Genomic DNA, 21,673 nt, shown 5'->3' on the forward strand with positions numbered 1-21,673 from the left:
AATTATTAAGTCAGCCAGCTCTTTTTATGCTGCTTGTTTTAGCTCTTTAACGCTTTCTGTTACTTCGTTTAGTTTACCGATTGCGGTTGCTGATAATTCGTAACCTGCAAGTTCTGAGAGCATAGATTGCATGTCATAAATGAAAGTATGTAAATCTTCTATGTTTGCGACCTTGTATGCCTTATCCATATTTCCACAAAAAAACTCTGTAGCTCTAACTCCACTTATCTTTCCTGTAGATAGTGAAACAGAAATGATTTTATTATTTGAGCCTTTGGTATTTAAGTACAACGAAATGTCACTATTTTTACCAACAATCATTTCTTTAAGCTCATACTTCCCTTGCATCAATTTCAATACCCCCATCTTCAGCATGCTTGATTTGATGAAGCTTGCAATCTTTGTTGCCTCTTTTGTTAATGAGCTTATCGCCTCCTCTGATTTTTGAATTTGTTCTAATATTTTATGCATATCTTTTTTCATTTAAATTTACCTTTTTAAGTTAATAGAATTTGCTTAACGCATTTACAAAGTACATGAATTCCAAAGACTAAATCAATACAAAAAAACTAATAAAACAAATTTATTTTTACATAGCATTATTTTATTAATTTCAATCACTTAAAAAATTAACAAACGTTAATTCCCTAACGACGCGCTGGACGAAATTTATACTACCATCTATGCGCAGGATCTTTTTGAAAAACTAAGTAAGTGATGGTTACTGACAGTAAAAAATGGAATGACTAAGTCAAAATGTTCAGCAAAGTACTGGCCCCAATAAGAGTAGTCTTAGTTACCTTTAGACAGGGCACCATAAATCCTTCCAATGTAATAAATGACCTCATACCGATCACATAACCAGTAAAAAATGCATACAGAACAAAAAAACATAACTTCCTCTCTATACCAAATTGTTTAACTGGTGCACTTCAAGCTAATTCAAGTTTACGAATTAAAACTGCAATCCTGTTTATCAAAGATAATAAAGGCTAAGTTAATGTCCTACTTTTCAATATATTTATATAAAAATAGAGAAGTAGGACATAGATTGTTCGCGATAGCGGGGATTCAATAATATGACTACCTATCCGAGTTAATGAGATCAGAGATGTATTTGCCTTCTTTTATTACCAAACGCATTCGCTCTCGTTGTCCATAAGTGAAGTTGTCATAATCTGTAGTGTAACCTGCCTCATACGAAGCCCAGTTTTTAGCACCGTGCATAAAATTATCTAAATGCAGTTTATCTGGGTTTTCAATAAACATTTGCCCTAAAGAATCCTGCTCACATATGTACTCATAATCTTGAGAATCAATACTTAACGTGTCAGTTACAAAATCAGCAGTAACACAACCATCATATGATTCTGGATGAAGTAGTCCAAACGAATGCCCCATCTCATGAATAATGACCGTTCCCGGGGCTTCAGTCGGGGTAATGAAAAGAATGTCCGTAAACAAGGTCCCATCGTCGTTATATTCAATACCCTGTTCGATACCGGGTATAAGGACATCAGAATTATCAGCTAATTGGTAAAACACGGCCCAATTTGCATCTTCAGTCGGTGCAATATACACATTTTTATACAAATGCTGAGGCCAATGTTGCTCATCAGCCATTCTGTGTACTTCAAAAGTGCCAAATTCAACATTATTTGGCGTGTTATAAAGTTCACCAAACGGACTGTAATGAGCACCTCCGTCATCGTAAGGCTTGGCGTTAAAGCGATGAATTCCCTTTTCATCCAACACGTTTCCATCAGGATCTAACGAAGCTAAACGAAAACGGATCCCAGTATCTACTGCATTTAAGTTTTTACTACCATAATTATTTGAAAAACCCTTGTTCAAATTTTCAATGAGCTTTTCAACATAAGCTTGGTCAATATATGAATAGTCCTCTCCCTCATACTCACCGACGTGAAAAATTACTGGAACTTCAATAATTGGATATTGTTTTGGTTCGACAGCTGTAAACGTTAAGCTTTGAGTTTCTATCCCACCGATTGACGCATAAACGTCATATTCTCTAACGGCTTCTGTTGTATATTTTCTGTCGGCACTTTCTTCATTGTTTATGAATATTTTAACACCTGCTAAGTTTGACCTAGTGTTACCATCACTGTCATGAGCTATGGTGTGGATGTTCAACTCTGAATTGCCATCTGCAATCATTAATTGCGACGATAAATACAATTCTAACGATGTTGGTTTAAATACAATTACTTCTTCTTTTTCCTGCTCTTTAGTACTCTCAGAGCAGGCAGCTATCAGAATAATCAGCATTAATAGCATGATTGCTTTTATCAATTGCATGAAGTTTATTTCCTTATTCTTAGTAAACTTAATGTCCTACTTTTCTATTTTTATATTAATAAATCGAAGAGTAGGACATAGATTTTTCGCGATAGCGGGGCTTAGTTATTGCCTGAACAAGATGCTGGTTTTACAGCGTTTGAAACGTCGAGCTTAATCAACTGTGATAGTTCACATGTATCATCTAAACATATACGAGTCGCATATTGATAGTTTTCCAAATCCAGCGAATCTAACAGCATAGAGCTGTCGGTAATTTCATTGACCTCTTCCACATTATCTTCAAGCAATTGATTTTCTTTCAAGGCTCTCACTAACGTTATGTCGGTCTGTAGTTCGGCGAATCTATCAGGCATGAGCAACTCATACATCTCACATAAAGGTAATGTATTGCCAAATTCGGAAATAAATAATTCTTGAGCGCAGCTAGTTTCTACTGTTAGGGCATGTCGCAATTCAAACATGGTCGAACCGTCAAATGTGACAACTATGTCCATGAAGCGACTGGCATTGATTAAACCTGCGCCACAACGTCCTGTCCCGCAATCTTGCTCAGCTGTTAAAACGTCATCACGAACATCCTCAGCAGATAGCTTTAGGTATTTAAACACTTCTTCTCGGCTTAACTCTGGATTGTGCTGTAATCCTAAACCGGCAACAGCAGCAGTGATAGGTGACGCTTGACTGGTTCCTTCCCACCAACCCAACTGAGTTGTTATTTCACCATCGTTAAAGCGAGCGCTATATGCGGGAATATCAACTCCCGGAGACATTGAACTGACACTTCCATGATTTGAAAATTCAGCCTTATAGCCCTGTTTATCGGTAGCTCCAGACACATAAACGCCTTCACAATTGGCAGGTGCATAAGTGCTGATGTCCTCATTATAATTACCTGCTGCAACGAAAATCATCACCCCTTGTTCGTTAGCATAATCAATAGCTTCTTGAACATAAGTTGGGCACTCTCCTATTGGGCCGGAAATGCTAATATTGATGATATCGACCTTCTCTATTGCTGGAATATCACCGACTTCTCCGCCAGCGGCATGAATTATTGCGTCAGCTAAGTCAGACATAGGGCCAATTCCGCAGGAAAGCACTCTCAATGCTATAAGATCTGCATCAATAATTCCTGAAATGCCGATTTCATTATTCGACTTTGCACCGATGATTGATGCAATACTCAAGCCATGCCCACTTATGCAACCAGTTGCTTCATTCACTTGATCGTCAAAATCACGGAACTCAGGTTCACGCACTTCTCCCCATTCATCAAAAAAGTTATAGCCATAGCTATATTCCATGTCTTCCTGATCATGAAAACCACCATCTAACACTGCTATCCTTAGTTTTTTATTTTGCTTTGATTTACGGATCGCATCTAATATTTCAATGCTTCCCGATTCCTCTGATTTCGGTTTGAAGTAGTATTGGTAGCTGTAATCAGGATCATTTGGTACATACTCTTCTTCTGCTGCTGACTTTGACTTTATTTTTGAATTGGCTTCGTATTTCTCAATATTTATGGGCCTTGTCTTAGCCTTAATATCAGGTCTTGAAAGCCAAACTTCCTTTTCTACTGCTAAATACATATTACTCTTTGTGATTTGCTCGACTTCAGACTCATCAACGACGATGGTTTCATATTTATTTTGTCCATGCTTTTTAACCACTAATGTAACGTCTTTAGCACTTAAATTATTCGAAACCACGGCCATAAATAGGCTAACAATAAACAACTTTTTCATTTGAACACTCCTTATTCCACTTCACTTACTGGACAATCTGATACCCCAAGTACAGGCAGCAATTTTTCTAGCACTTTGTTTTCATCACTAAAGCGCCATTCGCCTTCTAGAAAAGCTCCCAATTTTTCGTCACCAACAATACCGCTAAATGAATCGAATTCAGGTAAGTAGTTAAATTGCCCTTTTGATAGCAGCGGGAGTTGGCCTTCGAATAATTCGCTCAGCTCATTTAGCTTTCGTATCAGTGGATCATACTCAGCAATAACTGATGATTTGAAAGAGTTAAAAGTTGCTTTGACTTCGGTTTCAGTCAGTTCGTTTTGATCATATTTACTTATCGCATCAATAAATGATTGTGAATCTATAGTCTGCTTCTGACTTTTAGCATGTGCTAAAAGGTCATCAAATTCAGCTATGTACGATTTATATTCAGAGTAAGATACCGCTTTATGTAAGTAAGCAACTTTTGCGTAAAAAGCGGGGATATTATTGAAATCATCAAATTCAAATACTTGGTCTATCGAAGCCCAAGCCTTAACAGGCTTCATTGAACTATTGATTAGCTCAACGGGAAGTTTTTGTGAATATGACAAGTCTTTGCTTTGGTGATTAGCGACAATGCTCATAGTGCCGACATAATCATTATCTAGTTCATTTGCGCTAATAATTAACTCGTTATTCTCAATGACAGTAGCAATAGCATCTTGAAAAGGGTCAAATGAGACGGAATATGTCACATCAGCAACTACTTCTACGGGATGAAGTTTGACACTGGTTGACGAATTTCCTTCCAGCGACACCTCGGTAACGTCTAAATCAAACATCAAATTGGGGATATTGATAACCGATATTGTTAACGGTTGAGAAGCTGAAAGCTCTCCGTCAGTCACTACTATTTCCGCATCAACTTCAATGTCTTCATCAACCGCACTAGCCTCAATTGACAAGACTTGGTCAGAAATACTTAGGTTTACAGGGGAGCCATCATCAATATTCACAGAATAAGACAATGACGATGAGCCTGTATAATTGGTTGTTATATTTATTGTATTGTTTGCACTTTCATTAATTGATATCGCACTTGATTCCAGAGCAAGAGTTAACTCGGGCGTTTGGTTGCCATTTGAGTTATCTCCATCAGGATTAGCATTGTTAGATGTATTAGAACCTCCATCAGTGCTTCCGCCGCAGGCTGAAAGAACTAAAGAAAGTATAATTGGAATAGTTTTATTAAGAATCGACATGCTGAAAACTCCCTGTCTTAACTTCTAATTTTTTACGAACAACTAAAGTAGCCACCAAAAAGAGAAAGACGATATAGCTCATTGAGCCTCCACTTTTTTGCGCTTGATTTTGTGGTTTGGTTAGCTCTTGGTTCGTAGACGAGTTGTTGTCATTCGTTGAATTATTTTCTGTTTCTGTTTCTGTTTCTGTTTCTGCAATTATCGTGATTTCAACTTCAAATGCTTGTTGCTGATTTTTATAATTTGCTGTGAGATATAAAGTAATTGAGGTGTCTTGTTCTACGTCGGGGGCAGTAAATGAAATCTCTCCCGTATCCGAGTTTTGATTCATTTCAAAATTAATACCGGAATCATCAATTACAGCCCAGTCAAACGATAGAGATTCGTTTGGGTCAAACTCTGGAATGATAAAAAGCGCTTGTCCCTCATTCACGCTAAATGATGATGCTATTGTAATATCAGGAAAAGGAAGTTCACCGACTTGTACTTGTTGTTGATTCACATTATTGAAACCATCAATATCTACGACATAAGACTTTGAATAGGCTTTGGCAAAGATAGAATAGGTGCCAAGAGGAGCCTTAAATGGGATATCCAAATCAACTTGTTGATGGGGTTCTAATAAACCAATTTCACAAGTAACTACTGATTCAACTATTCCACAGCTTTCAGGTAACAAAGTCTTGTCTGTATGCTCAGGGTCGGTTAGTTCGAAATCAACGAACATGCCTGTCAACGCTTTATCTGATGGGTTTGAAAGTGTGTAACTTAGATAAACTAGTTCGTCTAGTTTGATCTCATCTAAAGGAGTGTGGGACAACTCAAAATCTGTAACCCAACCTCGCTTATCTCGGCACCAACCCATATCGCAGAGAATATAAGCGGCTGCACCAAAACTTGTTGTATTGCCAACACGAGATTTCATTAACTCAGTCGATTCAACAAAGGGAGAAATATGAGTAAAGCTCTGACCACTAACACTACCACTGTCAGTAAGGCCAGAATGGAGCATAATTCCCTGCTCGTTGTGGCCTCCAACAACATTGTATTGGATATAATTATCTAAAGCGTCATCACCGTAGTAGAAGATCTTGTTATCAAATGCCACAACCTCTTCTCTTTCCGATTTAGTTAGTTCTTTCCAATATTTGTTATAGGGCGAGTCAGCAAAAATATGACTGCTATTAGCTGTTGGCGTATCCGATTGCTGTTGCGTGCAGTATTCTGCAAAACATGGACTAACTGAAAAGCCCAGTACGTGCACTAATTCATGCAAAGCCAAATTTAAAAAACGAGTAAACTCTTGCTGTTCAATCGAATAATAGTTGCTGTGATTATTGGGGTAATCTACGAATGTAATCTCAGGATCTTCCGTTGCTGAGTACTCTTTCCTTAAGTCGTTTTGAAGCATTCTTTTAATGATGTAAGGATATTTCACACCATCTTTCAATATTCCAAATTCATCGTAATTGGAATATTCACTGTGCGTATAACTAGATGAGGTTGTAGCGGCACTGCCAAAGTTCACATTACTGAATTTTACACTGACAAAGATGTCGGCTTCACTGAGCACTTGCGACTCAACCATGCTAGCAGCATATTCAAGAACAAATCGCCTAGCCTCACCTACCGTTGTTCCGGGGTTATCGGCAGTTGGAGTTCTCTGCGTTTTATCAAAAAAACCTTTCTTAGTACTTTTTTCATAATCGTCATACTCAATGACGACATTGGTGGCACTTGCTGCAAAACTGAGTCCCATCAAGAGACTGGTAAACATTTTTATCATTCATATTTCTCCATTTTGAATTGAGCTAAATGTGCTCAAGGTTCAATTGGAGATACTGCCGAATAAAAAAATGATTTTGTTTATCAGAAACTCTTAGTCGAAATGTCTGCCTTTGAAAACTAGGCCGCGTAGGGCTGCGTATGCTCGACTAAACAAGACTTAATTTGGTTAAATTCACCGCGCGAGAAATTAAACGTCATGTCTTTTCTCGCGTTATCTTTGAACCAGTTGGGCAACATATGCTTTAATATGATGTCTGTTTGAGGAGCCAGTTTATTCTTGGCTCTTAGCACCTTAGCATTTTCATTAGTAAATACGACCAAAGATCTAATAGGCCAATTGTTTAACCTTTCTCGCTCAAGTGTCTGCATAAGTAACCCTGATGTGCGCAGAGCTTGCATAGATGCGTTGTTGAACTCGTTAACATAATGCTTATCGGCAGTATTAATCTCTTGCTGCCACTTTTTACTCGAAGTCGCTTTAACCGTACCTTTCCAATTTTTAACTTCAATGTTAACCAGTCCAATTGATGGCACTAGCACTAAAAAATCTATTTGGAAACTTTGTCCATCTAGCTTTAAGTTGTTAGATCGAATGAACCCGCTAATCACAGAACCATTTAGCTCTCGCAATATTGCTCTGACGCTTTCCTCTCCAACATTACCTGCATGTTCTGTATTCATATTATCCTCTCCCTTAACGGTTTTTCTTTGTCCTAGAAAAAGACCATTTAGCTAACTTATAAAAGCCAAAGGTGATTACAGCTCCGATAATATATTCAGGGATCGAGTTAACCTGTTTCGCAAATGCCGTTACTACAAATGACATGAAGGAAATGCTAATGAACGCAAGTGAAAGCAATAACCAAATCAACCTAACAACGAAGCTTCTCGAATCAGGCGTACTAATACGCTTCATTGAAAATTGTTGCTTATCCCGTTGGAGGTTTCTTAATTTAGCTTCGTAAGCTTGCTCCATATTTGCCATTTTTACAGCTCTATCGCGGTAAAAGCTTTTTTCTAAATTATCCTTCTCATATTTAGCTTGGCGATTTAACTCCTCAGCTTGTTTTCTTAAACTTTCAGCTTCTTCTCTCGCTTGCTTTGCTCGTTTAGCATCAGCTTCAGCTTTGCGTTTAGCTTCCTGCGCTTCAGCTCTTTCTTTTGCCGAAAACTCTGAACCAGAGTTTTTAACAACCCTATTGCTATCATAAAGCGCTTTTTTACTTGGATTACACAGCACATCTCTTGCTTCATTTATCAAAGCACTGCGCTTAGTTGCTTCTTCTCGATTACTTGGGTTCTTATCTGGGTGATACTCATTCAGCATTGCCTTATGAGCTGAGTTAATGAGCTTTAAAGGTGCATCGGGTCTGATACCTAAAATTTGATAGTAATCTAAAGACATGTTCATATGTGCTTTCCTCTTGTTAGTTAATGAAAGCACTTTTACATAGAAATAATTGACTTTACTTATAATGAGTAAAGTCTCTTATAAATGTCTGAACATAACTTTAAATGGCGGCCCAAAATGAACCAAGACTAAAAAATATGGCTGCTAAAGAAATGCCTGCTGATATTATTTTAATCGAACCAACATATACCTTAGCAAAGGCTGGAAACTTATAAAAAGCGCCTGTAAAAGCCATGCTTCCGATAAGAGAAAACACAAATGCTATAGGCTTAGATTGACCAACACCATCATAAGATAAAATGCCAATTACCAAAGCTACCAACATCAGATGAATTATCCCAGTCTGCTCGGTTGAAAAATCGGTCATAAATTGAAAAAACACAGCCGCACTCGAAAGGATCAAGAACCCACCAATTAATACACTTAAAAGAGCAAAGAAAAATGAAAAATGCTGTATCGCGTGTAAACCTAAAAAATGACCAATTGCCCACATAGTAGGTATTGCTAGAACATTTGCTAGCAAGTTTCTTCCGTTCACTGTTGAATTTTGCATAAGCTTCACTCCTTTTATTATTGAATTGTTGTAGTTTCTGACATGACCAATCTTGCTACATTCAGTCTAAAGAATACTTGCTTGACCACTTCAGTTTCCTCAAAAACTTTTTCATCAGGGTATAACCCCAACTCATCAGCTTTTCCCATATATACGAGTTCAAAATCAGGACTGTCAGGCCTGAACATTTTAAAGTACTCATGAGCTTGCTCTGTTAGTTGCTCTTTAACCCCGTTAAGTAGTTCAATTGATTTGAATGCACCGCAATCAAGATGGATAACATCGCCAACACCCAAATGACTGTGGGGCTTACCACCGGTTAGTAAGTCTGCAATTTTAATAATGTCACCGACATCACAATCAGCTAACATAACCTCAGGTAGCCCATAATCAGACAGTCCAATCGTATAGCAATATGCTGCATGGTTTTCATGTCTTGGGTTGTCTGAGACAACGCTCATTATCGTGTATTCATATTTTTCTACTTTATTACGAAGCTTTTGGTAATAAGCTTTATTCATTTCAGTCATAACGAACTCCATCAAAATAATATGATGAAGCTTAAATGTTATTTAAAGCGCTTTAGTTATAATGAAAATTAGACTACAAGGAATCAAATAGAGTAGGTTCTTTGCTCTTGAAAAGTTACTTATGTTTATAGATAGCTGCTTTCAATGGACCTTCTGGGTTATTGCATTCCCTTTTTAAAAATACTGAATAAATTGGGTGTAAAAGTTTAACTGCCTTAATCTGCATATGTGTCAGTTTTGTACTTAATTAAAGAAAAATACAAAACTGGGACATAGTTCCACCCGCATCGCGGCGGACTCAATATTTAGTTAATGACCACTTATAAGCTTATATGCTGAAACAAACCGTAGAGCATCGGGTAACGCTCGATGCATGGTTTCAACGCAAATATCTTCGTAAGCTGATTTATAGCTACTCGTTTTTTCCTTACCTATAAAATCAAAGAAAGCTCTTATATCCGTAAGGAAAAACTCAACACCTATGTCTGCCGCTTTGAACAGTTTCGCTAGCCAAACACCATCGTATGCAAGGTCATTGCAAAAAATAAGCTTCCCTTTTAGTGCACTATTAAGTTCAACAGCTACAGCTTTTGCACTTTTTCCTTGTTCCAACAAAACATGCTGCCTTATCTTGTGGATATTCCTTTCTGCATTGATATCCCATTCGCCAGACTCCAGCCAATCATGAGCTGGTTTGATTAAGGCGGAGGCTGTCTCACCATTTGAAGTAGCATAAGCCACTTCAATTGGGTACGAATTAAAACCAAGCCCTGACGCTTCTAAATCCAAAAATACAAACTCATCTAATTGGCTATTCTGGCTTGAAAGGTTAATGTGAATACTAGGATCAAATATCTTCATAACCACTCCTAATGAATAAAACCAATTGAGGAAGCTTTCGCTGAACTATCTTTTCTAGATGGCACATCAGCTAACTCTAACTTTATAAGCCCATCTTCTCTTTCAGCTTTTATAAATGATTTTTTAATTGCAGCAATCAGCAGTGATTTGGCCTCCCTAGGCACTTTTGTACTTAATAACTCTAAAACGGGTTTATCCAGCACACAGTCAAAGAACCTAGTCAGCCTTTTCTCATTTAGATAACTTTTATAAATATTTTGACAAATATTTCCCATTTCTTCTTTTGAGGGAGCATCAATTTCAAAATTGGTTAGGCGAGACTTAAGGGCTTCATCCATGTCTGCATAGTTGTTCGTTGTTGATATAAAGATGACACCTGAGCAATTAATATCTATATCCAAAAATCTATCCCGGACTGAGCGCTTTTGATCAATATCTAAAATCGATAGCAAAGAGGGCACAATCGGATAACTTGGATCGTTCTTAGCTCTGTCTACTTCATCAAGAAGGATACAAGGCTGAAATGTTGTTCCTTTGAGCAGCAGTGATCTTGATACTTCACCGACATTCGCCCCTTTAAATTGAGATGAGCCACCTAAAAGATCGTGAGCTGCGGCCATCGACACCAAGGATATATCGAAAAATTCAAAACCAAGCCGCTTACACAAGGTTCTTACATACTCTGTCTTGCCAATTCCGGGGATCCCCCCTAGGTTAATTGGCGCAATTTCAATTGGGCTATCTGTTAGATAAGAAATCTTCAAACTTATTTGTATCTCCTCAGTCACCTCTGAAAAGTTAGGAAAATCGACGTACATTTGTTCAATTGCATTAAGCATATCTTCTGAAGCGTATAAAACTTTTTTCCGTTCTCCTTTTTCGAGAACCTGTCTAACAACTTCTGCACCATGCTCTCCAGTTGCATCTCGGGTTAAATAAACCTCTTCGAGTGCACCTTTATCGAATACAGGGATAGTATCTTCTCTTTCATTTACACAATTGTCATTGCTATGAGGCTTAACCGTTTTTTCATTATCCGACAGCACTTCGCTGTTCACATTGTCTAGACTGTCTAAATAGCTAATAATTTGCTTTTGAGCGTTAAGAGAATCTTGTTCATCTATGAACCCGTCAACCTCTTCAAAACTAATTTCATGTGTCTTTTTAAGTGAGGGGATAATCTTATAAACCTTTTCTAAAGCCGGATCTTGTCTGGCGAAAAAGAACGCTCTCTCTATATCTTCCGCCCGTGTCACACGGAGCATTTTTCTAATACTGTCATCACTATAGTTTAGTAATTCTTTAAACGTGTATGGGCAATTACGCTCTTCTGCGCCGCCACGCTCTTTACTACGAAGCTCTTTTTCTTTTCTATCAACAGCGTTACACAAACTAATTAGTGGACGGTAAGCGCGTAAAAACATGCTTTCTTCAATAGTACTTCCCAACTCATCTATTTCTTTCGCAGACTTATTTGCCCATTTTACTTTGTATGTTTGTGCGATTTTGTTTTCTTGCTTTTTAATTTCGACTTTTAAAGACTTTGCAATACTTGTTGATACAGGCTCTAGTACTTTCTCTTGCTGCTCACTATTCAAGGGCAATAACACTTTTGCTAAACGAACAGGCGAAAAAGAGCTAAAAGTTTGAGCCAAGGCCTCATCATCTGAGTTATGGATCAGGTTAGATAGCTTATGTAAAACAATTGATTTGTGGCTTCTTTCCACATCGTTTTTACCAATGTAAAACGGCTGACGGTAATAAAGATCTAATCTGTCGATTAACTCGTCTAAAGCAGCTAATGAGTCGTTGGGATTTGCTGAAAGCTTGTATTCTTCTAGCTTTTTACGGAACTTATCGTTGAATTTACAAATATAATCTAGAAATTTTTGTCCGGTCTTACTCTCGTCAATAAAGACCATCATTTTAATTAAATCATCTTCTGGCGTATTGTTTAATGCGCCAAATACAAATTCTTCACCATACTCAGTAATCTTGTATAGCTGTTCAAAGTGCTCCAGATACTTCGTTCTAACCTGAATATCGCCCTCAGATAAAAGTACATTTCGAACTTGGCGACACTTTTTTAAGATTTTATTCTGAGCCAATATTGATTCTTGCTCTGAGCAATGAACCATCTCAAGCGGAGGAATTTCATAAAGATGGTCAGCAGCCAAACCACCTATATTAGAAATTAGGTTTATGATTTCTTGAGTATTTGTGTACTTAATGGCTCGCGCAACTTGAATAGACGGTATCCATTCATCAAAGACTTTGCCCAATATGACAATTGAATATTCGTTTAATTCATCAAAATGCTTTGCATCTGTAGAAACTGAAAATTGCTTTTTGCGGTTTGTAGATTGCATAAAAAACTCCTCGGATTGAGGAGTTATTTAAACAACTATAAATTTGATTTTAGTTATCACGACTAATTATTTTTTCTGCTAGCTGAAAATTCACATCTGTTTTTATGAAGCTCTCTATGGATTCTAGATCTTTTTCGAGGTCAGAGTAAAAGTACCTAGATTTTCTGAAAAAACGCCATACCATTTTCACTATCGAGTCGGCATATTTTGCAGATAGCTGACTGTCCATGACTAGAGATAATATTTCCCAAGCCTCTAAAGCTCTGCGTTCGTTAACCACTTTACGAGCTAGTCCTGTCTGGTCTTCAAACGCAAATGCAGCCAGTTCTTCTCCTGAGTACTCTAGAGCATCTACATCATGAAACTGTAGTGGAAAATAATCAGACGCATATATGGGTCGGGTATCCTGAGCTTCGTAATGTTTTTGAGTTGCTATTGAAATCATAGATTCGGTATCGTGTGCTTCATCCAAACTATCTTTTAATAAATTTACAAATGTACTGCCAAAATCACTAATGGCGAATACTTGCCTTATTGAAGGCTCAAGAAACAAATCGTTAATAGTTAACTCAATCAAGTCAAACATTAGCAATTGAATCGATAATGAATGATTGAAACAATTCTTAAGATCTATGCTGTTTGCCTCTGAATATGGACGACCAAAAGAAATCCCTAAAGTTTCAATCTCAAAACCGATCTCTTCTTTCGATAGATTTAGTTCACTCCTTTGATTATGCCACAATAATTGGATTAGCTTCTTAAATTCAGAACTAGAGAACCCATAGCTACCTATAGTTTTAAGAGTGTTTAAAATTCGTAAATTGGGGTTATAAAACTTCTCAATAACTTGATAAGGTGCTGATTCCAAAAATTCTTCTGTTAGTAACAAAATAAATAGGTCACAGCTTTTATAGCTGACCAAGAGTTTTCTATTTGACTTTATCTCCTTACTTAGCTTAAATTCTCCTGAAATTTCACCATCCTCAATTTCTGCAAGAATCTCTAATTTGTTAACATCAAGCTGAGGAATAGACTTAACTCTTTCAATATCCACATGTGGTAAGTCACTTATCGGCAACCCCATTTCCATTTCCTTTTAACGTTTAATTCAAACTGTTTTTTCGAGCTTTAGTTTCAAATACTGTAAATACTAAAAAGCAATCACACCGGAAGCCTATGCTAGGGAGACAACTTCCTTGTTAAGTGCTTTACAGTTTTGAATTACATCATATTTAGGACAAACCAATACATCGTTTTCAATTGTTCCTAAGTCTTCTTTTAACACTTGGATCTCGCTGCCAGATTTAAACTTTTCAAACACTTCTAATATATCTTCCATGTAATTATCAGGTAAACCACTATCAAAAATTAACGCTATTAATTCATGATCTACCAATTGTTTTCCCATTAAGATGATTTTTGTAATAGCATTTTTTGTTACAGAATCTGTACCCCCACAAAAGAAAATTTTGATGTATTTCTCACAATCAAACTTTTCCAGTTCACTATCAGGTGGAAGGTCAATAAACTCTGCCATGCATTCTTCTCTATATTTAAATAGACTGATAGCCTGTTCGACTTCGCTAGAACGCTCACAACAAAACCTTAAAACATTTAATATGTTTGTTGGAATTGAGTTTAATTTTATAATGGGTTGAACAATCTGGAGCATGCAAATTTGTTCAAATACTATAGACAAATCGTTTGCCAGAGTATTAATTACAGAACAATAAGAACACTCTCCCAACTCTAATTTTGGCATTACTAATGTTGCTAGCTCGATAGAAAAGTGTGCTTTAGACAATTTTTTGAATCGTCTCCTCGACCAAAGTTGAGCTAATATCTTTTTAAAACATTCACTATCAAACCTTTTTTCAAATAACAACACGTCAACCAATTTTAGAATTTCAAGGTTTGACTCATAAAATAACGTAACTATATCTACTAGTTCTGAGTTTAACTCATCTACTTCTAATGAAAATCGTATAGCCTGCCCCGAATAAGTCGCCAAATAATTTCGCTTGTTCAAGTCAAATGACTCAATTTCACAAATAATTTCTAGACGATAACGTTCAAACTTATCGTCTTCAATGAAGTCAAAAATTTTGTATTCTTTTATATCGTTATATTTGGAGGCGTCGATAAGTGACGACCCAATCTTTAAATATTTCGATATTGAAATGGCTTCTCCAGTAATTGCAGTTCCAATATCAAAAATAAGTTCATTTAATCGAACATAACTTTCTCGTTTGTAAAAAATAGCTCGAATATGCCGCTGGATGTTTTCTTGTATGGCTTCTTCGCTATCCAACCCCAACATAGATTTTTCTTCAGACATGAATTGGTTTTCGATTTGCTGTTTTACCTCTCCTATCAAGACGTCATTAAACCAAACACTATCGAGTGTTTTATTATGTTCAATCAAAGCTCTTCCTATAAACTTTATAGGGCAACACTCAATTCGTTCAATGTTCGCTTTTCCTAAATAATATCCCAAGACTTCCGGTATTATTTCTTTGAAGTCAGACAAACTCTGAGGAAGAATATCAGCGACCACATTAATAGAATCAACTGACATTTTCTTGTCTCTAATTGTAAAAGGAATTAATTCATATTCGACAATATTAGCGAATGCTAATATCTTTTCTTTGTATGAGTTGTCATTAATTACTTTATTCAAAATAACAAAAAGGGACGGGTATAGTATATAAACAAGAATAATACCCAAACTATGAATATCATCCTGCACAGTTGCTGGCATCTTTTTAAGGACATTGTTGGATGAGAATATTTTTCCTGAACTGCCTTTCGGCAATTCACCTACTACACTTGAAATACCAAAGTCGGTAATTTTTGGAATATTGTTTTTATCTATAAGGATATTTTCAGGCTTTATATCGCCATGTACTACTTGTGGTACTTGATTATGTGCTTGTTCTACCCCTTTACAAATATTAATGAAGAGATCTAACTTTTCCTTGTAACTATAGTTTTTGAAAATAGTGCTTTGAACAAAATCTTTAAGCGTTTGCGCATCGTCAATGTACTCCATTACCAATGCATTTATGCTTTGGTCCTTTCTAAAGTTGTTAACTAACTCTTTATCTAGGCCACTAGACAATTGCATAAATTCGGTAGAAAAACTGTACACATCATAAAGAGTTACCACATTTTCATGTCTGCATTTACGCATAACCACTGCTTCATTCAGCATTTTCTTTTCTAAAACAATTGAATCGGCCCATTTGGGAATTAGTTTTAATGCAACAACAGAGTCAAGAATTAAGTCTTTAGCTTTATATACACAACCGAAGCCTCCATGCCCCAACTGAACGGGCCTTTCTGCATCATCTAAAATAAGACGATAGCGACTATCTTCCAAACTCACTATTTTTTTTGCGACGTCAAGCTTTTTGGCAAGATCAGGAGTCAATGAATCATCATAATCGAGGAGAAGGTTTGAAAATCCCTTGTTTTTATATGCCTTGACGTAAGATAATAAGTGACTACCTTCAATAAGATTTTTAATTTTTGCACTTGAGTCTCTTTTGTAGGACTTACCATCATTCTTTGTTAATTTTCCGTCATCAAGGAATTGATAAATAAATGAGTGAAAAACTATTTCTTCATCATGCTTACCAATAAGCTTTTTCCAGAACTTATCTATCTCCTCAAAACTACAAGCTTGACTCAACTCATCAATATTGTAATTCCTCTTAACACAGGCACGGTCTTTAACAAATTTTGATAAATTGCTATCTGAGCTAACTAATATCAAGTCAAAGGGGAAATCGAAATGCTCCTCAAAGGATAGTCCGAATGATAGAAATAGATTCTGAATAGCAGCACTATCTTCTCCTTCTAAATCCTCGTATTCACCACCATCTCGACGTATACCTGCGATGTTTTTCATCTTTTTATCAGACGTTGGAAATTCTGACTTAAAAAATTTACTTAAGTTTTCTTTTACAAATTCATTTACACCAGCTTTCTCTTTATCCAATAATGCTTCATTGAGAAAAAGTAACCATGCTCTAGCTATTCTAAAAACAGTGTTCTTATACTCTTTGTATTTATCCGTAATGCTTTGTTTTGCGCTTTTCTTTGATAAATTATCAAGTTCATGATTTAAAAAACGATTGCGGTAAATTATCGCAAGTTCAAGAGTAAAAGCTTTTTCAAATACTTCTTCGATAGATAACCCTTCATATTCATCTTTCATCACCAAATAATGCAAAAAGCTAGAATACATAAACAAGCTCTTGAATTCGCTTGAATTACCATAAGCTAGTTTTTCAGTGATTTGAGAAAATTTGAAATTAGAACTATTTTTGTCATGAGATAAAATGAAATCGTTGCACAAAACTTCAAGTTTATTGTGAAAATCCCATTTAGTTATCCTTTTAAATAACGGGAAACATAACGATACTAGCAATGGGGAGTTAAAAGACTCTCTCGTAAAAAACTCTCTAATGCTATTGACTCTATTCTTATGGCTATCATTGCCTAAAAATTTAAATAGACTGGGGTTTTTAATTGAAAGTTTTTCGCAAAACCTTAGAGAATCATTTACATCTGTAATAGACGTACATTGGATATCTAATGCGGGTAAAGGTATTTCAAATGCCCGAGCTTTGTTGTCGATCCATAATTGAGTAACGTATTTTAAAACTAAAGATTCATAGCTACCTTTGACTCGTTTTCCCTGCTGCGATTTGATAAAACTGAGATAAAATTCAGTGTAAGGTAGGCGGCTAGAGTTTGTTGTGCATAAGTTCGCAGTTAAATGTTTTATTGCTAATTCACATCGCTTATATTTTCCGTAACCCGTAATTTTGTATCTATCAATAACCTCGGTCTTAAACGCTGTAAATATTTTCCAATCGTCTTCAGCAACAGGGGTATCTAATGTACTTTTCTGATACCAGAGTCTGATTAGTGGCTTTAACATTACAAGCAAATTTTGTAATTCATCTATTCTGTCATCATAGGACTTATTAAAAAGCTCATAGCTTCCGATACTTCTAACCACTCTTTTTTGTAGAGGTTCTAGACACGCTATTAATTTTTCGACATTTTTTATTAATTCAGATTTGTCAGCTTTTTCATTTGCTGATATTAAACGTTCAAGATAAGACTCAAGCTTTTTAATCGTTTTTGGGCCATCGTCATTAAGTTCATTTAAAATTTTAGTTCGCGCGACTTTCTGGTGTTCACTCTCAATAAACAAAAATTCCAATACGCTCGATACTCTATCCCCCTCATTTTGGATTACTTCACTTACTTTTCTTAATAACTTGTTTTTTCTAAGTTTTGGCTTTGTCGTTAGTGCTAACGTCAACTTCTCATCAGTGAAAGCTAGATCTGCAAGCTGAATTAAAGCTTTAGTAAACTTTAAATTAAAGTGTTCCATGTAAACCCAAAGTTCATATGCTTCTAGCAATGAATAATGAATACGCCCTTTGGCTTCCTTTTCCTTTAATGTAGAGTCAATTAACAGTTCAAACTCTTCAATTTGATTGTTTAGATTACCGCTTTCAATAGACAACTTTTCATCAATGAACACTCTCTTTCTCCTTCGTAAAGCTCTAACCATTTTGCCTAAAGCCTAACTTTTCACACCCAATAAAAAGCCTAATTTAGGTCCATACCGCCCACAAATTAATAATATTAACAATGAGTTAAAGTTACAATGCATTGTTGGAAATTTTAACACTCTTGTACTTATTATAAGTAAAACTCAATTTTTATAATTTATGCTTCATTTCACTAACCACACATTAGGAAATTGAAATGGTTGACTTGAAGCAATTTATAAAAAACACCAGTGTATTAACATCTATTACATTAGTTCTTGCAGGCTGCGGTTCAGGTGGACAAAGTGACTTAAGTAGCAATAGCTCAAATCAGTCTGGTCAATCCAACTCGTCTGTACCAAATGTATCAGGCACTTTCAAAAGCTCATACGACACCGATGTTTTTTACTCTACTGAGATGATGCCTTCATCTCAGGTTTACGGAAGAAAGGCTAACGGGTGCACTCAACAGTATAACGATTATTATTTTGAGACTGAAAATACTCTTGTATTTGGCAACCCAAACCTACCAGAAAGCGACTTTAAGCAGGTTGCCTCTTGGGTAGAAAACAATTTTGATTCAGCCTTAAGTACAATGCAGATTACTAAAGGTGACTATTTTTCAAATCGATACGCTATTCGTCTCGATGGCTTAAAGTACATCAGAAATAACCTAGCTTATAAGCAATATGACTCAGTTACATACCCATCAGAGTTTGATAATTGGAATTACGAACAACAGGTTGATTGGGCGACTAAAACAACAAAAAACATGGATACGGCTCAAGCTGTTGGACTATTAGTTAATGACCCATATTCACCTTTCCAAGCAGAGTCAGAAGCTGTTTTGGAAGATAAACTCTACATTTGTATCCATGAAACAACTACAACGAATGGCTGGGGTGAAGGCAATTTGGTCGGAATTAATGTAGGTGCCCCATCTATTGCTGTGCCACATGAAGTAGAGAAAATCATAAAGCATGAAATTATACACACAATTCAATATGCGTTAACGGCCAATTTCGAAGGGCTAGGGTTACCGAGATGGTTCAGTGAAGGTCAGGCCGTTTTGCTAAGCGGCATGAACGTGGCTCATAAATCAAAACACAGCGAATATGATCCAACGCTCGTTGTTTACTACAACGATGAAATTGGCGACCAAGCCACTGCCTATAGCCATTACGGCCTTGCCTATCAATACTTGAAAGATACTAACGGACAATCTTCAATTATCAGTTTTATGAAAGATGTGAAACAACTCACGTATGATTTTTCTAAGCAACTGAACTCCCCACTAGAAGAGTATCACGGCTACGTTGAAGCCTTTGATAAAAGCATGAAGCAACTCAACGGTGCCTCATTAACAGTAGAGCAATACCGTTACGACTATCATTCATTACTAACTGACTATTAAGACAACAAATTTCAAAAGGTACCAATCATGACAATTGACTCAAAAGTGATAATTCTGGAAGACGTTGGCTTTGATATTCACGGTCAGAATTTGAATGCGCTAGAACACGTTATTGAGCTTAAAAAATTCATACAGAATAAGTATCCGGAAATTGCTGCGTTAAAGGGGTTTGAAGATTCATTCAACGAGTATCCTTATGACCTGCTAGGAAATGTTCAAGCCGTCTCAGATCTTGCCGACGAGCACCTTGGTTATCTTATGGTGATAATGTAGGAGAGTGAAATGAAACTGGCTATATTTTCAGATATTCATATTGAATTTGGTGTTTGGCGCCCTCCTAAACTAGATGCCGACGTGGTCATTCTGGCAGGTGATATACACTCCAAGCACCGCGGTGCTCAATGGGCTATTGAGTCCTTTGATGCACCAGTCATATATGTGCCGGGAAACCATGAATACTATGGTTCTAATATTGACTCTGTAAATAAGAAGCTTAAAGAACAAGTACAAAACTCACATGTTCATGTGCTGCTCAATGAGAGTATCAATATCGATGGAGTCAATTTTATTGGCTCAACTTTATGGACTGATTTCAAACTGTTTGGAGAAGAAAAACAACGTGAGTGCTCGTTTTATGCGGGTTCAAGAATAAATGACTATGAGCGTATTCGACTAAATGACAATGGTAAGTATCGCAAATTGAGAACTGTCGATACCCAAGGTTTTTTCGATAACTCTGTTAGCTTTATTGAAAAAACGCTAGCTAAAAATACGAACAACAAAACGGTGATCGTTACTCATCATGCACCATCAGGTAGGTCAACTCCCCAGCAGTACAAAGATGATTTGTTGTCAGCCTCGTTTTCATCAAACCTTGAGAAGCTTATAGCGCAATATGACATTAATCTATGGATACACGGGCACACACACCATAATGTCGATTACATGCTATCCGGAACCCGAGTCGTTTCTAACCAGCGAGGTTATGCCAAGGTTGAAGAAAATACTTCATTTTGCGAAACCTACATTATAGAGATTTAATTTATGGACATAAATTCGGACGATATAGAAGTGACCACTTGTGCCTCTCCTTACGATCCACCGATTGGCGCTCACGTAGGGGTTAAAATAAGGCATTTGAAGTTAAACATTGAAGTAACAAGCACAGACCAGAAGTCGCAGCATAAAAATCATATGGCTGCGATGGAGAAGCTCCAATCAGAGTTGGCTAAATTTGAACTCGTCAAATCGCGCTTTGAGGATATAAATGAGGATGACTTAATGGATGGTGAAACATTTTGGAATGAGCTTAATTCCGGAAGATATGACTAGCTAAGAACAGAAAATAAATTTCGCTTCAGCGCAGTTAACCCTTTGTATTTCTGATTTAAAAACAATAGAATATAAAACATATGGATTTAGAAAAATTTAAATATTATTTAATCATCGATGTAGAGGCTAACTGCCCTGAAAAAGACTCAGTTACTCTCAAAGACATGGAAATGGTTGAGGTAGGTGCGGTCATGGTATGCGCCAAAACTTTACAAAAAATCGACGAGTTTAGTACGTTTATTAAACCTGTTAGGTCCCCTCAATTAAGCGAATTTTTTTCAGAGTTAACTTCTATTACCCAAGCTGATGTAGACAATGCTCCAGAGTACCCAGAAGCGATTACAGCATTAGTTAGATGGCTCGAGAAGTTTGATAATTTCCTATTTTGTAGTTGGGGCAACTACGATAAGCAACAATTTGAGCTAGAGTCTACTTTTCACAATGTGCCTTACCCGATCTCAGCCCCTCATTTGAACATCAAGAAGCAGTTTTCAAAAAGCCAACGAGTTCGCAAGCGACAAGGTA

Annotated in this window: 18 protein-coding genes; 5 read left to right on the plus strand and 13 right to left on the minus strand. The window is 36.6% G+C overall.

All coding sequences use genetic code 11. From position 1 onward, the window contains the following. Positions 1–24: 24 nt before the first annotated feature. From ACN0WY_RS16375 to ACN0WY_RS16435, 13 genes are all read right to left on the minus strand, one after another. Positions 25–471: a hypothetical protein gene (locus tag ACN0WY_RS16375; RefSeq protein ID WP_417801053.1), complete on the minus strand. Its 447-nt coding sequence runs from the start codon at positions 469–471 to the stop codon at positions 25–27. A gap of 612 nt (positions 472–1,083) precedes the next feature. After that, positions 1,084–1,854 carry a hypothetical protein gene (locus ACN0WY_RS16380; protein ID WP_417801054.1) on the minus strand — a complete coding sequence of 257 codons (771 nt, stop codon included), beginning with the start codon at positions 1,852–1,854 and terminating at the stop codon, positions 1,084–1,086. A gap of 566 nt (positions 1,855–2,420) precedes the next feature. Next, positions 2,421–4,070, minus strand: coding sequence for a S8 family peptidase (locus ACN0WY_RS16385; RefSeq protein ID WP_417801055.1), 1,650 nt, complete (start codon positions 4,068–4,070; stop codon positions 2,421–2,423). Positions 4,071–4,081: 11 nt separating this feature from the next. Continuing rightward, on the minus strand, positions 4,082–5,314 hold the full coding sequence (locus ACN0WY_RS16390; protein ID WP_417801056.1) for a hypothetical protein: 1,233 nt from the start codon (positions 5,312–5,314) through the stop codon (positions 4,082–4,084). Then, positions 5,301–7,100 (minus strand): hypothetical protein, encoded by a 1,800-nt coding sequence (locus ACN0WY_RS16395; RefSeq protein ID WP_417801057.1) that lies wholly within the window; start codon positions 7,098–7,100, stop codon positions 5,301–5,303. The genes ACN0WY_RS16390 and ACN0WY_RS16395 overlap by 14 nt, the downstream gene beginning before the upstream one ends. Positions 7,101–7,219: 119 nt before the next feature. Beyond that, entirely contained in the window at positions 7,220–7,783 is a 564-nt protein-coding gene (locus tag ACN0WY_RS16400) for a nuclease-related domain-containing protein (RefSeq protein ID WP_417801058.1), read from the minus strand. 13 nt (positions 7,784–7,796) lie between these two features. Then, complete coding sequence (locus ACN0WY_RS16405) at positions 7,797–8,507, minus strand: DnaJ domain-containing protein (RefSeq protein ID WP_417801059.1); 711 nt, start codon at positions 8,505–8,507, stop codon at positions 7,797–7,799. Positions 8,508–8,613: 106 nt separating this feature from the next. Beyond that, a complete protein-coding gene (locus ACN0WY_RS16410; protein ID WP_417801060.1) occupies positions 8,614–9,066 on the minus strand; it encodes a hypothetical protein in 453 nt (150 codons plus the stop codon). A 17-nt stretch (positions 9,067–9,083) separates the two neighbouring features. Then, positions 9,084–9,527 carry a hypothetical protein gene (locus tag ACN0WY_RS16415; protein WP_417801061.1) on the minus strand — a complete coding sequence of 148 codons (444 nt, stop codon included), beginning with the start codon at positions 9,525–9,527 and terminating at the stop codon, positions 9,084–9,086. 378 nt (positions 9,528–9,905) lie between these two features. Beyond that, the gene (locus ACN0WY_RS16420; protein ID WP_417801062.1) at positions 9,906–10,457 is read right to left on the minus strand and encodes a hypothetical protein; all 552 of its coding nucleotides are present in this window, start codon (positions 10,455–10,457) and stop codon (positions 9,906–9,908) included. Between the two features lie 8 nt (positions 10,458–10,465). Then, positions 10,466–12,826: an AAA family ATPase gene (locus tag ACN0WY_RS16425; RefSeq protein ID WP_417801063.1), complete on the minus strand. Its 2,361-nt coding sequence runs from the start codon at positions 12,824–12,826 to the stop codon at positions 10,466–10,468. A gap of 49 nt (positions 12,827–12,875) precedes the next feature. Then, positions 12,876–13,694 (minus strand): hypothetical protein, encoded by an 819-nt coding sequence (locus ACN0WY_RS16430; RefSeq protein ID WP_417801064.1) that lies wholly within the window; start codon positions 13,692–13,694, stop codon positions 12,876–12,878. Positions 13,695–14,000: 306 nt separating this feature from the next. Continuing rightward, entirely contained in the window at positions 14,001–18,422 is a 4,422-nt protein-coding gene (locus ACN0WY_RS16435) for a protein kinase domain-containing protein (RefSeq protein WP_417801065.1), read from the minus strand. 206 nt (positions 18,423–18,628) lie between these two features. On the opposite strand from ACN0WY_RS16435, the gene ACN0WY_RS16440 reads away from it, so the two are divergent. From ACN0WY_RS16440 to ACN0WY_RS16460, 5 genes are all read left to right on the plus strand, one after another. Beyond that, positions 18,629–19,816 (plus strand): hypothetical protein, encoded by a 1,188-nt coding sequence (locus ACN0WY_RS16440; protein ID WP_417801066.1) that lies wholly within the window; start codon positions 18,629–18,631, stop codon positions 19,814–19,816. A 27-nt stretch (positions 19,817–19,843) separates the two neighbouring features. Continuing rightward, the gene (locus ACN0WY_RS16445) at positions 19,844–20,089 is read left to right on the plus strand and encodes a hypothetical protein (protein ID WP_417801067.1); all 246 of its coding nucleotides are present in this window, start codon (positions 19,844–19,846) and stop codon (positions 20,087–20,089) included. Between the two features lie 9 nt (positions 20,090–20,098). Further along, positions 20,099–20,857, plus strand: a complete 759-nt coding sequence (locus tag ACN0WY_RS16450) for a metallophosphoesterase (protein WP_417801068.1) — start codon at positions 20,099–20,101, stop codon at positions 20,855–20,857. A gap of 3 nt (positions 20,858–20,860) precedes the next feature. Beyond that, positions 20,861–21,148 (plus strand): peptide chain release factor family protein, encoded by a 288-nt coding sequence (locus ACN0WY_RS16455; protein WP_417801069.1) that lies wholly within the window; start codon positions 20,861–20,863, stop codon positions 21,146–21,148. Positions 21,149–21,228: 80 nt separating this feature from the next. Next, positions 21,229–21,673, plus strand: a 445-nt coding sequence (locus ACN0WY_RS16460) for an exonuclease domain-containing protein (protein WP_417801070.1), incomplete at its 3' end; no start/stop codon positions are given.

It is taken from the genome of Tenacibaculum sp. (assembly GCF_048269885.1).
In the GTDB taxonomy this organism is placed as follows: domain Bacteria; phylum Bacteroidota; class Bacteroidia; order Flavobacteriales; family Flavobacteriaceae; genus Polaribacter.

Coding starts and splice junctions, on each gene's coding strand:
- ACN0WY_RS16375 (WP_417801053.1), bottom strand. CDS start 471: ATGCATAAAATATTAGAACAAATTCAAAAATCAGAGGAGGCGATAAGC.
- ACN0WY_RS16385 (WP_417801055.1), bottom strand. CDS start 4,070: ATGAAAAAGTTGTTTATTGTTAGCCTATTTATGGCCGTGGTTTCGAAT.
- ACN0WY_RS16390 (WP_417801056.1), bottom strand. CDS start 5,314: ATGTCGATTCTTAATAAAACTATTCCAATTATACTTTCTTTAGTTCTT.
- ACN0WY_RS16395 (WP_417801057.1), bottom strand. CDS start 7,100: ATGATAAAAATGTTTACCAGTCTCTTGATGGGACTCAGTTTTGCAGCA.
- ACN0WY_RS16400 (WP_417801058.1), bottom strand. CDS start 7,783: ATGAATACAGAACATGCAGGTAATGTTGGAGAGGAAAGCGTCAGAGCA.
- ACN0WY_RS16405 (WP_417801059.1), bottom strand. CDS start 8,507: ATGTCTTTAGATTACTATCAAATTTTAGGTATCAGACCCGATGCACCT.
- ACN0WY_RS16410 (WP_417801060.1), bottom strand. CDS start 9,066: ATGCAAAATTCAACAGTGAACGGAAGAAACTTGCTAGCAAATGTTCTA.
- ACN0WY_RS16415 (WP_417801061.1), bottom strand. CDS start 9,527: ATGAGCGTTGTCTCAGACAACCCAAGACATGAAAACCATGCAGCATAT.
- ACN0WY_RS16420 (WP_417801062.1), bottom strand. CDS start 10,457: ATGAAGATATTTGATCCTAGTATTCACATTAACCTTTCAAGCCAGAAT.
- ACN0WY_RS16425 (WP_417801063.1), bottom strand. CDS start 12,826: ATGCAATCTACAAACCGCAAAAAGCAATTTTCAGTTTCTACAGATGCA.
- ACN0WY_RS16435 (WP_417801065.1), bottom strand. CDS start 18,422: ATGGTTAGAGCTTTACGAAGGAGAAAGAGAGTGTTCATTGATGAAAAG.
- ACN0WY_RS16445 (WP_417801067.1), top strand. CDS start 19,844: ATGACAATTGACTCAAAAGTGATAATTCTGGAAGACGTTGGCTTTGAT.
- ACN0WY_RS16450 (WP_417801068.1), top strand. CDS start 20,099: ATGAAACTGGCTATATTTTCAGATATTCATATTGAATTTGGTGTTTGG.
- ACN0WY_RS16455 (WP_417801069.1), top strand. CDS start 20,861: ATGGACATAAATTCGGACGATATAGAAGTGACCACTTGTGCCTCTCCT.